Here is a 15,213-nt window from a genome sequence, read left to right as displayed (position 1 = left end):
TTATGCCAATCCAAAACGTAGGAATCGCAACGTGCAGTTCGAGACCCTAGCCGACTACATATCAGCATACCGGGCAGACCCGTCGATCGTTGGATTGCCGGTGCCCGTCGTTGCTGAACATCTCGGCCTTTCGCCGGCCGCGGTGACCGCCAGAGTCCGCAGCGGCTCCCTGGAGGGGTTGCGCATCGGCCGGCATTCCTTCGTCGCGCTGCAGAGCCTCCTCAACGATGAGGACAAGATGGCTGCCGACGTCCGGGCAGTGGAGCGCTATCTATGGAAACAGGCGAAAGCCGGCGTAACGGCAATCTTCTATGAGCCGGTCATGGCGACAGTCGGACTGACGCCTCGTGTGCCCGCCGAGCGCAACCGCATTGGCGCAATCCTGGGCCGGGTTTCCGAGAACTCCATGGAAACGGGCAGGGTAATGCTCTCCGTCCTGGTTCACCGGAAAACGGCAGGGGTCACCCGTCCGGGACCGGGGTTCTTCGATCTTGCCCGTCATTTTGGGTTCGAGTTCGAAGACGAAGACGATTTCGTGAAGAAGCAGACCGCCAAGGTGTTGAAGCTTGCAGCGAAGCAGGGCTGAGTCAAAGTTCGCGTGCCTGAATTGGGCGGGGTAGGGGTAGTATGAACGCCGTAGAGATCGAACAGGCTGTATCACAGCTCGCGGAGGCGCCTTTTGACGGTCCCGAATTCCCGTATGCCTTCCTCCAGGCCTTCGGGAACAAGGAAACGACCCTTCGTAAGCTCCGCGCCGGCAACACCAACAAGTCCGACGTTGGTGGCGTGCTGCAGACCAACAATATCCATATCGCCGTTGCCCCAGCGGGGCAGGTGGGTGCTGTCCTGCAGACGCTGCGCGACAGCCCCGCGACCACCAAGGCGAAGGCCAAGTTCATCCTCGCCACCGATGGCGACACGCTGGAAGCCGAGGACCTGGTCAGCGGGGAAACGATCGCCTGTGACTATGCGGATTTCCCCAATCACTTCGGGTTCTTCCTGCCTCTGGCTGGAATCACCACCGTCAAGCAGATCCGCGAAAGCTCGTTCGACATCCGGGCAACCAGCCGGCTGAACCGCCTGTACGTCGAGCTGCTCAAGGACAACAAGGACTGGGCACAAGACCCAACCGCCATGAACCACTTCATGGCGCGCCTCATCTTCTGCTTCTTCGCCGAAGACACCGATATTTTCCAGGGCACCCAGCTGTTCACGTCCACCATTGAGAGGATGAGCGACAGGGACTCGACGAACACTCACGAGGTGATCAGCGAAATCTTCCGCGCCATGAACACGCACCACACCAAGCGTGGTGCTGACCTGCCTCGTTGGGCAGCAGCGTTCCCGTATGTGAACGGCGGCCTTTTCGCTGGCGACACCAGGACGCCCAGGTTCAGCCGGATTGCCCGAAGCTTCCTGATGCACATCGGCAATCTCGACTGGCGCAAGATCAATCCGGACATCTTCGGGTCGATGATCCAGGCTGTTGCCGACGATGAGGAACGTGGCGCCCTCGGCATGCACTACACCAGCGTGCCGAACATCCTGAAGGTCCTCAACCCGCTGTTCCTTGACGATCTGCGCGCCCAGCTGGAAGCGGCCGGCGACAGCCCTGCCAAGCTCCGGAACCTGCGGAAGCGCCTCGCCAAGATCCGGGTGTTCGATCCGGCATGCGGATCAGGCAATTTCCTGGTGATCAGCTACAAGGAGCTTCGGCAGATCGAGGCCGAGATCAACCGGCGGCTGGGCGACCAAGAGCGACGAACCGATATCCGGCTGACGAACTTCCGTGGCATTGAACTGCGGGAATTCCCGGCAGAGATAGCCCGGCTGGCGCTCATCATCGCCGAGTACCAGTGCGATGTGCTGTACCGCGGTCAGAAGGAGGCTCTACAGGAGTTCCTCCCGCTCGACTCGGACAACTGGATCACCTGCGGCAATGCGCTGCGGCTCGATTGGCTGAGCATCTGCCCGCCTACCGGTAGCGTCGTCAAGCACAGGTCGGACGACCTGCTACAGACGCCGCTGGATCAGCCGGAAATTGACTTCGAGAACGAGGGCGGGGAGACGTACATCTGCGGCAACCCGCCGTACTTAGGGTCTACATGGCAGACCACAGAACAGAAATCTGATCTTCAAGGCATCTTCGCGCACCGAACCAGCACCTGGAAGTCTCTCGACTACGTTTCCGGTTGGTTCATGAAAGCCGCCGACTACACGAGCGGAACTAAGAGTGCCGCCGCCTTCGTTGCGACCAACTCAATATGTCAAGGTCAGCAGGTATCATTCCTTTGGCCACTGATCTTCCAAACTGGAAATGAGATCAGCTTCGCATATGCATCGTTCAAGTGGTCGAATCTCGCCAGCAACAAGGCGGGAGTCACCGTAGTGATTGTGGGGATTTCCGCCACTCACAAGGCAGACAAGCGCCTTTATACTATCGCAGACAATGGTGAGACTGCTGCGAAAGAAGCTCAGAACATCAACCCGTATCTAGTCTCGGCGCCCAACATCATAGTGGAAAAAGCAATGCGCCCGATGAACGAACTCGCCACAATGGACTTTGGCAACAAAGCCGATGATGGCGGACACTTAACGCTGACGCCTGCTCAGCTCGAGGCTATGAAGCTCTCTCCTGAAGCGAAATCGAACTTTATCAAGAAGTTCTATGGATCTCGCGAGTTCATCAATGGTGAAACCAGACACTGCATCTGGATCGAAGACGATCAAGTCGACGCGGCCCTTGAAGAACCAGACTTAGCAAGCAAAATCGACAAGGTCCGTGAAGCGCGTTTAAGCAGCAAAGATGCATACGCTCGTAGTTTGGCGGTACGGTCCCATCAATTTAAGAGCCCACGGCGAGCAGCCTCGAGCGTAATCGTTACGCCACGGGTCAGCTCTGAGAATCGGCCCTATCTCCCAGTTGGGCTGATGAATAGCGACGCCATCATTGGAGACCGGAACTTCGCGATTTATGACGGGCCGATCTGGAACTTGGCGTTGATCGCCTCGCGTCTGCACTGGGTGTGGGTTGGTACAGTTTGCGTCCGCATGAGAACGGATTTTTCGTACTCCAACACTCTGGGCTGGAACACCTTCCCGCTCCCAAAGCTCACCGAGAAGAACAAGGCCGACCTGACCAAATGCGCTGAGGACATCTTGCTGGCGCGGGAGGCTCATTTCCCGAAGACAATCGCCGACCTGTACGACCCGGAACAGATGCCGGATGACCTCCGCGCGGCTCATGACCGCAATGACGAGGTGCTGGAGCGCATCTACATCGGCCGGCGCTTCCGGAACGATACCGAGCGCCTCGAGAAGCTCTTCGACCTCTACACCAAGATGACCGCCAACTCGCAGGCATCCGCCGGGCGAACCAGGAGGGCACGTGCATGACCATCAACATCAAGTCCGTTCCCACTGTTTCCGTCGCGTATGGCCGCACCGGTGCGTCAACCAAGGCCAACGAACTCGGCATGCGCACCATGCAGGAGCGCGCCTATGAGAAGCGGGGCGAACAATACCTGCTGATCAAGTCGCCTCCGGCGTCGGGCAAGAGCCGGGCGCTGATGTTTATCGCGCTCGACAAGCTGCACAACCAGGGCGTGAAGCAGGCGATCATCGTGGTGCCCGAAAAGTCCATCGGTGCCAGCTTCAATGACGAGCCGCTGTCGGACTACGGCTTCTGGGCGGACTGGACGGTCGTGCCGAAGTGGAACCTGTGCAACGCGCCTGGTGGTGACGACGGCAAAGTCGGTGCTGTGGGTACGTTCCTCGCGAGCAGCGACCGCGTGTTGGTCTGTACCCACGCCACGTTCCGCTTCGCGGTAGACAAGTTCGGCGTCGAGGCTTTCGACGATCGCCTCATAGCCATTGACGAGTTCCACCATGTTTCCGCCAACCCGGACAACAAGCTGGGCTCGCACCTGGTGCAGTTCATGGCCCGGGATCGCGCCCACATCGTCGCCATGACGGGATCGTACTTCCGCGGCGACTCGGAGGCTGTGCTGACGCCGGAGGACGAGCAGAAGTTCGAGTCTGTCACCTACACCTATTATGAGCAGCTCAACGGCTATGAGCACCTCAAGCAGCTCGACATCGGGTACTACTTCTATTCCGGCTCCTATGCGGACGACATCCTGAAGGTCCTCGATCCCAACGAAAAGACCATCGTGCATATCCCGAGCGTCAACTCGCGGGAGAGCACCAAGGACAAGATCAAGGAGGTCGAGCACATCCTGTTCTCGCTGGGTGACTGGGAAGGCGTCGACCAGGCCACCGGTTTCCAGCTTGTTCGCACGCCCGAAGGTAAACTGCTCCGGATTGCCGATCTGGTGACCGACGACGTCGGTGTCCGGGATAAGGTGTCGGCTTCGCTCAAGGATCCGGCGCAGAAGAACAACCGCGACCATGTCGACATCATCATCGCGCTGGGCATGGCCAAGGAAGGCTTCGACTGGATATGGTGCGAGCACGCCCTCACCATCGGGTACCGCTCCAGCCTGACCGAGATCGTGCAGATTATTGGCCGCGCCACGCGCGATGCCCCCGGCAAGACCAGGGCGCGGTTCAGCAACCTCATCGCCGAGCCGGATGTCGAGAGCGCGAAGGTCTCCGACGCCGTCAACGATACCCTCAAGGCAATCGCGGCCAGCCTGTTGATGGAGCAGGTGCTGGCGCCTCGGTTCGAGTTCAAGCCCAAGAAACCTCAGAACGAGGCCACTCCCGGCTTCGACTACGGCGAGGGCGGATACGACCCCGAGAAGTGCAACGTCGGCTTCAACGAGGACACGGGCAAGATCGAGGTCGAGATCAAGGGGCTGCAGGAACCGAAAAGCGAGGAGGCCAAGCGGGTGTGCCGCGAGGACCTCAATGAGCTGATTGCCAGCTTTGTGCAGGATAAGCCCGCGATCGAGCGTGGCCTGTTCGACCAGGAATTAGTTCCTGAAGAGCTGACGCAGGTCCGGTTCGGCAAGATCATCAAGGATGCATATCCCGGGGCCGACGCCGAGGATCTCGAAGCCATCAGGCAACATGCCATGGCGGCCTTCAACCTGGTACAGCAGGCGAAAAAGGCGGCTGAGGAGGAAAGGTCCGGCCCACAGCTAATTCCTGGCGAGGAAGATCGCGGCCCGAACACCGCATTCGTGGATGGCGTGCGCAAGTTCCTGAACGTGAAGGATCTCGACATTGATCTGATCGACCGGATCAACCCGTTCGGCGAGGCCTACTCCATCATGTCGAAGACCATGAGCGAGGAGCGCCTCCGGCAGATCAAGGCGATTATCGCCGGCAAGAAGGTGAAGCTCTCGATCGAGGAGGCCCGTGATCTGACCAAGCGCGCCGTGCAGTTCAAGCAGGAGCGTGGCCGCCTGCCGTCCATAACTTCGCAGGATCCATGGGAAGTGAAGATGGCCGAAGGCGTGGCGTTCATGCAGCGCATGAAAGCGGAGGCGGAACGTGGGTAAGTTTACCGAGGAAGACGATGCCCTTCTCGAGGAGCTCGGCGTCGTCACCGAAACCCAGACTGCTTCCTCCAGGTCCCCCCGTGAAGAGCGGATCATTGCCGGCTTTGAGGACATCCAGAAGTTCGTCGACGCCCACGGCCGCCACCCGCAGCACGGGGAGGGGCGTGACATCTTCGAGCGGATGTACGCGGTGCGGCTCGATCAGCTCCGGAAACAAGAGGACTGCGTCTCCCTGCTCCAACCCCTGGATCGCCAGGGGCTGCTGACCAACGTTTCGCCGGCAACCACCACCATCGACGACCTTGATGATGACGCCTTGCTCGCGGAGCTTGGCCTCTCGGGTGATGACACCGACCCGGACTCCATCACCAATCTCACACACGTTCGTTCCTCGGCCGAGAAGAAGGCAGCCGAGGAAATCGCCAACCGGCAGAAGTGCGAGGATTTCGCGACCTTCAAGCCGCTGTTCGAGAAGGTGCAGCAGGAGCTCGATACGGGACTGCGCGAAACCCGGCGCTTTGAGCGGAAGGCCGAGATCGAGAAGGGCAGGTTCTACATCCTGGCCGGCCAGAAGGCCTACGTCGCCGAGATGGAAGAGCCAACGACCAACGAACATGGCATGCGCGACGCGCGCCTGCGGGTGATCTTCGACAACGGCACCGAAAGCAACTTGCTCATGCGGTCGCTCCAGAAGGCGCTGCAGCAGGACGAGAACGGGCGCCGTATCATCGAGCCTCACGCCGGGCCATTATTCTCCGGTGAAGCCGAGGATGGAGACGAAAAGAGCGGGACGATCTACGTACTCCGCAGCAAGTCTGACCATCCGGATGTCGCCGCGAACCGGATGGTGCTGCACAAGATCGGCGTCACCGGTGGTAGTGTCGAACGCCGCATTTCGAATGCCAAGCTGGATCCGACCTTCCTGCTCGCCGATGTCGAGGTCGTCGCCAGTTACCGGCTTTACAACATCAACCGGTCCAAGCTCGAGAACATCATCCATCGGGTGTTCGGCCCGGCGAAGCTGAACATTTCTATCAAGGACCGCTTCGGCAATCCCGTGGTTCCGCGGGAGTGGTTTCTTGTGCCTCTCAATGTTATCGATGAGGCTGTAGAGAAAATAAAAGACGGTTCGATCTCTGCAGTCCAATATGATCCCAGCACTGCTTCTCTGACATCTGCAGGACGTGAGTAAAAAGAACACAATGCCTACAGCCTGGGAGATTTCTGTTGTCGAGACGCTCGCTTTGTTGGATGGGGATTTCAAGCCCACCGCCGACGCCCTTACTGAAGGTGGATATGCTCTTTGGCTTGGCTCTGGCATCTCTATGGGAAAGGTGCCGAAGCTGCAAACGATCGCTGAAAAGGTACTGCGGCACCTACATCAGAAATGCGATCCTGATGACCCGAACTGTCGCTTTGCGAATGCTCTGACTGACGTACTGGGCGTTGCCGCTCTTTCTGACGATGAATGGGCAAAGGTCGATCTTGCACAACCTCTTGACACCTGGCTTGACGTCTCCTCCGTCACCACACGGCTAGTAAATCAGTACGCCAGCATGATGGATCAGGCCCCCTCGGGAGAGGAGCCCGATTACTTGCTGTGGGACGCAGTCGATGTCGTTGCCACCTATGCGGACCCAACCAAAAAACCTGGAGGAGAACATCTCGGGATTGCCGCTCTGATAATGGAGGGCGTAGTCGCTGACGTCGTAAGCGCTAACTGGGACGGCTTAGTCGAAAGCGCAGTGGCCGAACTGTCTGGCGGAGGGGATATCCTTAATGTCGTTGTCTTGCCCGAAGACGTTCGCAAACCTGCAAGACGTGCCCAGCTCTACAAATTTCACGGCTGTGCTATTCTGGCAGGCGAGGACGAGAGTAAGTACCGCCCTAGGCTCGTAGCTCGCAAGACACAGATTGATGGCTGGACAGAGAAGGGCGAGAACAAGGTCATCGGCGCCCGCCTGGTGGACATAGTGACTGCCAAGCCAACGCTAATGCTAGGTCTTTCGGCACAGGATTCGAACATCCAGGGTATCTTCGTTGCGGCCCAGCAACGCATGAGTTGGACCCTACCAAGCTATCCGCCCGCCTACGTATTTTCTGAAGAAAAAGTTGGCCTCAATCAGAAAGGGCTGCTTGCAAACGTATACAACGGCCTGATCACGCCTGCGAACAAAGCTGACGTGGAAAATTCCGCCTTGCTTAGGTCGTTTGGCAAAGCGCTTCTGCCCGCACTATGGCTTTATGTCGTGGGCGCGAAGCTTGCCTCGTTGACCGAATTGGCTGCTGCAAAATTTGCAGCCCCCGAGCTGGACAAGATAAAGGCGGGCATCATCTCGCTGCGCAATCAGGCGGCCGAACTATCCGTTGTGGACGCCGAGGAAAACTTCGCTCGCAATACACTTGCGGCTATGGGGCGCGGCATGAGCCTTTTCAGAACCGGGAAGGCGCCTGCACACAACGGCCCGGTTTATCATCCGGTGTCTCAGGTGCCTATAACTTCCACCGTAAACGACCCGCTCATTTCCACCAGTGGGCTGGGCGAAGCATCGGTGGCGCTCGGCGTGATTGGCATCGGGTCGGGCGAATTTGACTGGACGATTGAGCAGGGCGGGGGGGCTCGGCCAGGGGCCATAAGGGTATCCTCTCCATCGCGTGCTTCAGAAATTTTCTTCGCGGCGAACCAAACAAGTGCCCTTAACCTGAAAGCCGACGGTCTCGTTTCAAGAGAAGACGATGCGGTTGTGGTGCATAGTCAGCCTATGGCCGAAACGAAACAGCGATCACCCCGCTCGAACTCAATTCGAAAGGGGCGCCCGTCCTTACGAGAGTTCAGCATTGTTGATCTAGTCGCCTCTAGTGGCACCCTTGAGGACCTGATCAGTAGGTTTCGCCATGAGGCAGTGCTGTGAGCTTCACCGTCCCAACAGACCGCATCGTTCAGGTGCTTGAGAAGGCAGATTACAAATCTTTGCGAATGCCCCTGTCGGTTGCAGGGATCTCGTTCAACTTCTCCGCCGCCGTCGTTGGTACCGATCGGAGCTCGGATTTGGTCGTCGTCTCGGACACAACCGAAACGAGCGATGCTAAAATCTTGAGCCAGATCGAGGGTTTGGCGAGGGCCCTAGATGCGGTTTCCTCGGTGCGGCCCTTGACCCTGGTTCTCACGGGCACAAGGCCGACAACCAAGACGTTGGATGCGATGGCGAGCGTTTGTAGGGTGTTGGTTACAGATGGGGGGGCATCGGAAGACGAGATCAAACAGCGTATCGCAGTGCTGCTTCCTCTGGAGCTTCCACCTCTAAAATCACCTATAACCGATATCGTCGGCTTGATGGACCTGACTGACGATGAAGACCCCTTGGCCCTCCGTTTCCTAGAAGAGGCTGCGAATGGGACTGAGGAGGTCAAGCAGCTATTGTTTGACCTTGTATCAGCACCGTTCTCAGACGATCCTGATGATGAAGAGGACGTCTGATGCGACTGAAATCCATAACGATTGAGAACTTCCGAAGCATCAACGGTAGCATCACTGTCGGCCTTGATGCACCGGTTATCCTTATTCACGGCCCCAACGGGGCAGGGAAGACCAGCCTCCTTTCAGCTATCGAAATCGGTCTTCTTGGCCGCTCCGCTGCGTTGGCGAGGGTTGATCAAGACTACGAAAAAAATCTGCTTCATCAGTCGTCAGGCTCCGTCGTGACGTCTGGCAAGATCAGCCTGCAAATCGAAGACGCCGGTCTCATTCGAACGTCCGACATCGCTGTCACCAATTCGGGCATCTCTGGGACACCTCTGCTTTCGGCGGATCATGCCCATTTCTATTCGGAACGGTGCTACCTAGCGCAGTCCGCAATGGGCAGGTTGCTCGATATTTATCAGGCTCAGGAGAAGAAAGCAGATTCCGCCCTCACCAAATTTGTGAAGGATCTGCTCGGGCTTGACCAATTCGACGCGCTAATCGACGGCCTTTACCCGGCAGGCAATGTAACGCGCCTGCGTGAGCCCGTCCCAGAGTTTTGGGGGGCGCGAGAGGACATCCCACGCCTAGAAGACGAACTTGAGCGGCTAGAGGTGGCGATCGGCAGTCAAAGCGACATCCTCACGGCTGTCAGCACACAGCTACATGCCGACGCCCAGTCACTCAGCGCAAATCTGACGTTTGACGGAGATAATCCAGACGCGTTGAGGTCCCATCTCTACGCTACTGATGAGCAGAGTGAGCTGCAATTAATAGCTACTGAGCGTCGCAATCTCATTGCCATGCGTGATCAGTGGGGTAGGGCCGCCGCATCCGGACATGAATCCGACCTGACAGTGCTTGAGGCAGAATACAGCGAGTTGTCTAAGGCGTTGGTCGAGTGGAACAGCCGTGTTGGCGTAGTTCTCACTAGCGTGGTCGCCGAGCTTAAGAAGGATTTCCCTGAGCTAAAACTGCTGGACAGTGCCTCTCCAGAAACAGTCCGTTCTGAAGCGGCCTTGAGATTGACAACGGAGCTGGGCCGTTTAGCCGATCTGCTAGCGGCTGACGCGGGCCAGGCCTTACAGATAGCGGCGTTGGATGAAGCCGTACTGAAGGGCGAAGCACGACTGGCCACGCTCGACGATCAGATAGCGAGCTCTGCCGGAGACGCTGATAGCCTCGCCAATATTTTGGCGGCGTTGCAGCCTCACATACACGACGATGTTTGCCCGGTGTGTGATCAGGCGTTTGGCCGGACCGGGCAGGGCGATCTGGCAGCGCACGTCTCCCTGAAGATTGCACGTCTGGTAGAAGCTTCCGGTCGACTGCAGGCGTTGGTCGTTGATAAACGCACCACGACTTCGGCGGTATCCGAGGCCAAACGTGAGCGTGAGTTTGTCAAATCGCGGCGACTGTCCCCAGACGACCTTAACAGGGCAAAGACGAAGCATCCTCGTTTGTTGGAAATAGCCATTCACCTTGACCAGCTCAGGGGCAGTTGCGAGGAGGTGGACCCGACCTACCGGCGCTTCATGGAGGTCCGTGAACAAACTCGTGTCTCGCGGGGCGCGAGTGAGACCGTCAATGCATTGCGAAACACACTTCGAGAGACGTCAAAGAAGCTGGGGGCGCCTCCGCTGGCCGAGCAAGAATCAATGACGGATGCTTTCGCACGTTTGCTGGACGGGCTGGCCGCACGTGAGGCGATTCTCGAAGCCAAGCAGGCCGCAAGAAAGAGGGCTACCGATAGCCTGGATCGGTGGGTGTCCGCTTCGTCCCAAGCTACCATTGCCCGCAAACAGGCCGAGGCGGTCCGGACGCGCCTAGCGGAACTGAAGCGGCGCAAGGCGGAGGCCGATAGAAGAATTGATGTAGCGAGATCACTGTCAAACCGTGCGATTAGCGCACGCACCTCCCTTGTCCGCCGGGTGTTCAACGAAGACCTGAACGCTGTTTGGAAGGATCTTTTTGTCCGGTTGGCGCCCGATGAACCTTTCATACCTGCTTTTGCGATCCCTAAATCAACAGGGCCAGTTGAGGCAGTGTTGAAAACGATCCATCGTGATGGTGGCGAGGGCGGTAATCCAAGAGCAATGCTAAGTGCTGGTAACCTCAATACCGCTGCGCTGACGCTCTTTTTGTCACTCCATCTGTCGGTCCATCCCACCTTACCGTGGCTCGTGATCGACGATCCCGTCCAGAGCATGGATGAGGTTCATATCGCTCAGTTTGCGGCGTTGCTCCGTACGCTCTCCAAACAGCTGAATCGTCAAATCATCATTGCTGTGCACGAGAAGGACCTTTTTGATTACCTGGCCCTGGAGCTAAGTCCGGCGTTCCTGGACGACAGACTCATTACCATTGAGATTGGCCGGTCGGCGGTGGAGGAGACCACCGCGCCGTGGGTTCCGCACGTGTACGTAACCGACAGAGCCGTGGCCTAAGGAAAAGCAGGACTCGCCGACCTAACCGCAAGCACTGAGCACGGGCCGTTAGCGCAGCTCATGAGCCAGTGCCAAAATTCCATAGCAGAGGACACACATGAAGTTCGACCCGATGGGTTTCCGATTGTGTCGAGGAAGAGAACCGAGGGAGGCACCAGCGCCGCCTGATAGCTTCAGCGATGCGGGGAACCCGTCGAAGACGCTCAGTGCCAGATTTGAATGACAGCCAGTGCCAGATTCCATTGCAGGGGACACTGATTGCCGTAGGGGGACATTATATAAAATAGCGCATAATATATATTATGGAACAATCTGATTGGTGAATTCTGATCGACATCCCATCGATTTGGCAAATGACAGCGCAGAAAGCTAAGGCGAACTGGTTGGCTAACTTGCTCCGTCACGGCTCATGTGACGCCTGCTGCACCGAGCCGTCACTAAAGCTTGCGACACGAAGCGCCAGCGACAAATCTTGGTGTCAGTGTAAAGTCCTGCGCAGGCTCTGCTGCAAACTCTGGTTTGGTTATGCGATGCACAAGCCGTTGCGCGATGATATTGCCCAGCTGCACGGAATCCTGAACCACGGTGGTGATCTTCGGCGTGATTACGTCGGCCCATTGCACGGTGTCGATCATTGCCAGCGAAATATCGTCCGGGCATCGGAAGCCAAGTTCCTGCATAGCCTGCAAGGCCGCCAGCGCAACCGTATTGTTCGCGCCGATTATGGCTGTGGGCCGCTGCGATTGCACCAAGAGGTTCATTGCAGCCGCATAGCCGCCAGATCGCGTGAATTTGCCATCCACCACATAGGCGGGATTAACATCAGCGCCCGCTCCGGCCATCGTTTGCACAAAGCCCCGATAGCGTTCCGCAGCGGTGTTGAAATGGTCCGGTCCTTTTATGAAGGCGATGCGCTTGTGACCGAGTTGTAGAAGATGCTCAGTGAGCATCGCGCCGGCCATAAAGTTATCCGAGCCCACAAAGTCGCGTTCCAGACCGGCGATCTTCTGGTCAAAACAAACCACGGGAATGTTCAGGGATTGGATAAAATCGACGTAATCCTTGCCCGAGCTGGCCGGCGCCAGGGCTAGACCGGCAATTTTGAGCCCGACAAGATGCTCAATGAGCGCCCGCTCCCGCTCCGGCTGGCCCGAGGTATCCGTGACCAAAACGAAGTGCTCATGGGTGAGTGCGTAGTTCTCTAGCTCACGTCGTATATCGCCAAAAAACGGGTTACCGACATTACCGACAACGAACCCAATCATACGACTACGGCCGCGCGCCAGACTCTGCGCCAGCGGATCAGCCGCATAACCAACGGTCGCAGCAGCGGCACGAATTTTCTCCAAGGTAGCCGCACTCACCCGCCCCGGATTGCTGAACGCAAGCGACACGGTGGAAACAGAAACTTCTGCAATTTTGGCAACGTCACGTATCGTGGCCATGCTTTTATCGAACCGTTTCAATTGCTAGAGCGCTGCGAACTTCGAATGATATACGTACCGCTTTCCTGCGCATTTCTAGGCAAAATCGGCCAGACTTCAAGCCCCATTTCAGTGACGTGCGATTTTTGATCTTACCCTTCTTGACAAAGTTAACATCTCGGCAAACTATTATATCGAACCGGTTCGATATGCTTCTGGGAGGAATTGATGGATAGCTCGCTGACGCTGAGCCGCGCCGATGATGGCGCAAGTGGCAAGGCCTGGTTTTCAGAAGATCGCTTTGGGATGTTCATCCACTTCGGTCTATACGCCCTGCCCGCTCGGCACGAATGGGTCATGAACCGCGAGGAAACATCGCCCGAAGACTACGCCAAGTATTTTGAGAATTTTAATCCGGACCTATACGACCCCAAGGAATGGGCACGTCATGCCCGTGAAGCGGGGATGAAATATGTGGTGCTGACTGCCAAGCACCACGAAGGCTTCTGTCTTTGGGACAGTAAGTTTACGGACTACAAGGCGACCAACACTCCATATGGCAAGGACCTCTTGAAGCCATATGTCGAAGCGTTTCGTGCCGAAGGCCTAAAGGTCGGCTTCTACTATTCGCTGATCGATTGGCATCATCCGGAATTCCCGATCGACGGCATTCATGCGCTGCGCAATCACCCTGATGCGCTCGAGATGAACAAGAGCCGCGACATCCGCAAATACGCTGAATACATGCGCAATCAGGTGACTGAGCTCCTGACAGAGTTCGGTGAAATTTCGGTCATCTGGTTCGACTTCTCTTATCCCAATCGCGACTATCGCGGCATGCCCGGAAAAGGTCGGACTGATTGGGAAAGCGAGGAACTCATTGGCCTCGTGCGCCAGCTCCAGCCCGACATTATTGTCGGCGACCGTCTCGACCTGCCAACCGATGGGAATTTCCCGAAGGATCTGGCGACCCCGGAGCAATATACGCCGCGCGAAGCCCCAACCATCAATGGCCGCCCGGTGCGCTGGGAAGTGTGCCATACCTTCTCGGGCTCTTGGGGCTATCACCGCGACGAAAGCACGTGGAAGGATGCTGATCAGCTCATCAATATCCTCGTCGACACCGTTGCTCTCGGCGGCAATCTACTTATGAATGTTGGCCCGACAGGTCGTGGCACCTTCGACAAGCGCGCCGTCACTGCGCTTCAGACCTATGGCGAGTGGTTGCATTATAATAGCCGCTCCATTTATGGCGCTGGGCCGTCCAAATATCAGGCACCGAACGGCTGCAAATTCACGCAAAAGGGTAACAGGCTCTATCTGCATTTGCAGACTTGGCCGTTCCGTCATGTTCACATCGCCAATCTGGGCGGCAAGGTGCGCTATGCCCAGCTCTTGCACGATGCGAGCGAGATCCACTGGCTGGACCCTAAGGCGGAAGTTGATAGCAATATCGGCGTCGCTGTCGGCGCCAATATGCTGACTTTGGAGCTACCGGTTCTCAAGCCAGACATGGTGTCGCCCGTCGTAGAACTCATTCTCCACGACGAGGCATAAGACAATGAGCCTGCGCGACGAACTTATCGCTGTCATGGTACCGCTGATCGCCGATCTGGCGGAAGACGGTGCGGCAGCGGTCGCGCTGGCCGGCTCGCACGGTAAAGGGCGTGCCGATGCGTTGTCGGATTATGATTTCCGCGCCTATTCGGACGCCTATCGTCCGCACTTGCAGCAAACCCCACAATGGCAGCGTTTCTTGCTGGAGCAGCGGCGCTTTCAGAAGCTTGGTGCCCGCATGGATGGCATTTGGATGCGCAGCTATCAAGGCGTGCGGCGTGATCTGAATGGTTGGCTGGCCGGACAAGTGGTCGAAAAGCAGTTCGAGTGGACGATCTGGGGGTATCAGCTCCCAACAGACCTCAGTACCCAGCTTATCGCTTACGATCCCCGCGGAGAGCTGCAATCCTGGAGGATGGAGCTCGCGGTGTTTCCGGAGATATTGCGTAGCGCGATCTTTACGCATTACCGCAAAATCTTGGATTATTGGAAGAGCGATTACCATTACACCAGTAAGGTCATCCGGCTCGACCTCGTGTTTCTCGCTGGCATCACTTGCAAGTTGGTGAATGCCATCATGCAGGTCGTGTTCGCCTTTAACCGGCGATACTTCCCGGGCGATGGCTGGAACCTAGTCTTGGCCCATGAACTGCCACAGCTGCCCCCGCATTTTGTTGAACGCATGGTCGAAATTGTCGAACCGGGAAACGCCCCGGATCGGTGGCATCGCCAACGCGAAAATATTGTCTCCATGATCAACGATGTGGAGACCCTGATATCGGCCGAGGTCGGTCGAAAACTTCCATCCGCAGTCGTGGAGCTGCGGCCGGAGGCCCGTGGAGATCTTTCGTAGGCTT

The 15,213-nt window shown here is 57.3% G+C and carries 10 protein-coding genes; 9 read left to right on the top strand and 1 reads right to left on the bottom strand.

Features of this window, described 5'->3' with window-relative positions:
* The first annotated feature begins 31 nt into the window (after positions 1–31).
* From H4N61_RS08100 to H4N61_RS08070, 7 genes are read left to right on the top strand one after another with little or no spacing between them, the layout of a single operon-like run.
* On the top strand, positions 32–586 hold the full coding sequence (locus tag H4N61_RS08100) for a hypothetical protein (protein ID WP_182395707.1): 555 nt from the start codon (positions 32–34) through the stop codon (positions 584–586).
* A 41-nt stretch (positions 587–627) separates the two neighbouring features.
* Complete coding sequence (locus H4N61_RS08095) at positions 628–3,396, top strand: class I SAM-dependent DNA methyltransferase (protein WP_182395705.1); 2,769 nt, start codon at positions 628–630, stop codon at positions 3,394–3,396.
* Positions 3,393–5,468 (top strand): DEAD/DEAH box helicase, encoded by a 2,076-nt coding sequence (locus H4N61_RS08090; RefSeq protein WP_182395703.1) that lies wholly within the window; start codon positions 3,393–3,395, stop codon positions 5,466–5,468. The genes H4N61_RS08095 and H4N61_RS08090 overlap by 4 nt, the downstream gene beginning before the upstream one ends.
* Positions 5,461–6,660: a GIY-YIG nuclease family protein gene (locus H4N61_RS08085; RefSeq protein ID WP_182395702.1), complete on the top strand. Its 1,200-nt coding sequence runs from the start codon at positions 5,461–5,463 to the stop codon at positions 6,658–6,660. Before H4N61_RS08090 ends, H4N61_RS08085 begins: the two co-directional genes overlap by 8 nt.
* Positions 6,661–6,670: 10 nt before the next feature.
* On the top strand, positions 6,671–8,380 hold the full coding sequence (locus H4N61_RS08080; protein ID WP_182395700.1) for an SIR2 family protein: 1,710 nt from the start codon (positions 6,671–6,673) through the stop codon (positions 8,378–8,380).
* Positions 8,377–8,946 (top strand): hypothetical protein, encoded by a 570-nt coding sequence (locus tag H4N61_RS08075; protein ID WP_182395699.1) that lies wholly within the window; start codon positions 8,377–8,379, stop codon positions 8,944–8,946. Before H4N61_RS08080 ends, H4N61_RS08075 begins: the two co-directional genes overlap by 4 nt.
* Positions 8,946–11,375 (top strand): AAA family ATPase, encoded by a 2,430-nt coding sequence (locus H4N61_RS08070; protein WP_182395697.1) that lies wholly within the window; start codon positions 8,946–8,948, stop codon positions 11,373–11,375. The genes H4N61_RS08075 and H4N61_RS08070 overlap by 1 nt, the downstream gene beginning before the upstream one ends.
* A 437-nt stretch (positions 11,376–11,812) precedes the next feature.
* Here H4N61_RS08070 and H4N61_RS08065 read toward each other — a convergent pair whose 3' ends face one another.
* Positions 11,813–12,820: a LacI family DNA-binding transcriptional regulator gene (locus H4N61_RS08065; protein WP_169193894.1), complete on the bottom strand. Its 1,008-nt coding sequence runs from the start codon at positions 12,818–12,820 to the stop codon at positions 11,813–11,815.
* Between the two features lie 207 nt (positions 12,821–13,027).
* Between H4N61_RS08065 and H4N61_RS08060 the strand changes: the two genes are divergently transcribed.
* Both H4N61_RS08060 and H4N61_RS08055 read left to right on the top strand, forming a co-directional pair.
* Complete coding sequence (locus tag H4N61_RS08060; RefSeq protein ID WP_169193895.1) at positions 13,028–14,356, top strand: alpha-L-fucosidase; 1,329 nt, start codon at positions 13,028–13,030, stop codon at positions 14,354–14,356.
* Positions 14,357–14,360: 4 nt separating this feature from the next.
* On the top strand, positions 14,361–15,209 hold the full coding sequence (locus H4N61_RS08055; RefSeq protein ID WP_182395695.1) for a DUF4037 domain-containing protein: 849 nt from the start codon (positions 14,361–14,363) through the stop codon (positions 15,207–15,209).
* Positions 15,210–15,213 lie beyond the last annotated feature (4 nt).

Origin of the sequence: Devosia sp. MC521, from assembly GCF_014127105.1 — a bacterium.
Classification (GTDB): domain Bacteria; phylum Pseudomonadota; class Alphaproteobacteria; order Rhizobiales; family Devosiaceae; genus Devosia.
The sequence above is the reverse complement of the archived record's forward strand: the minus strand, read 5'-3'. Positions and strand labels throughout refer to the sequence as shown.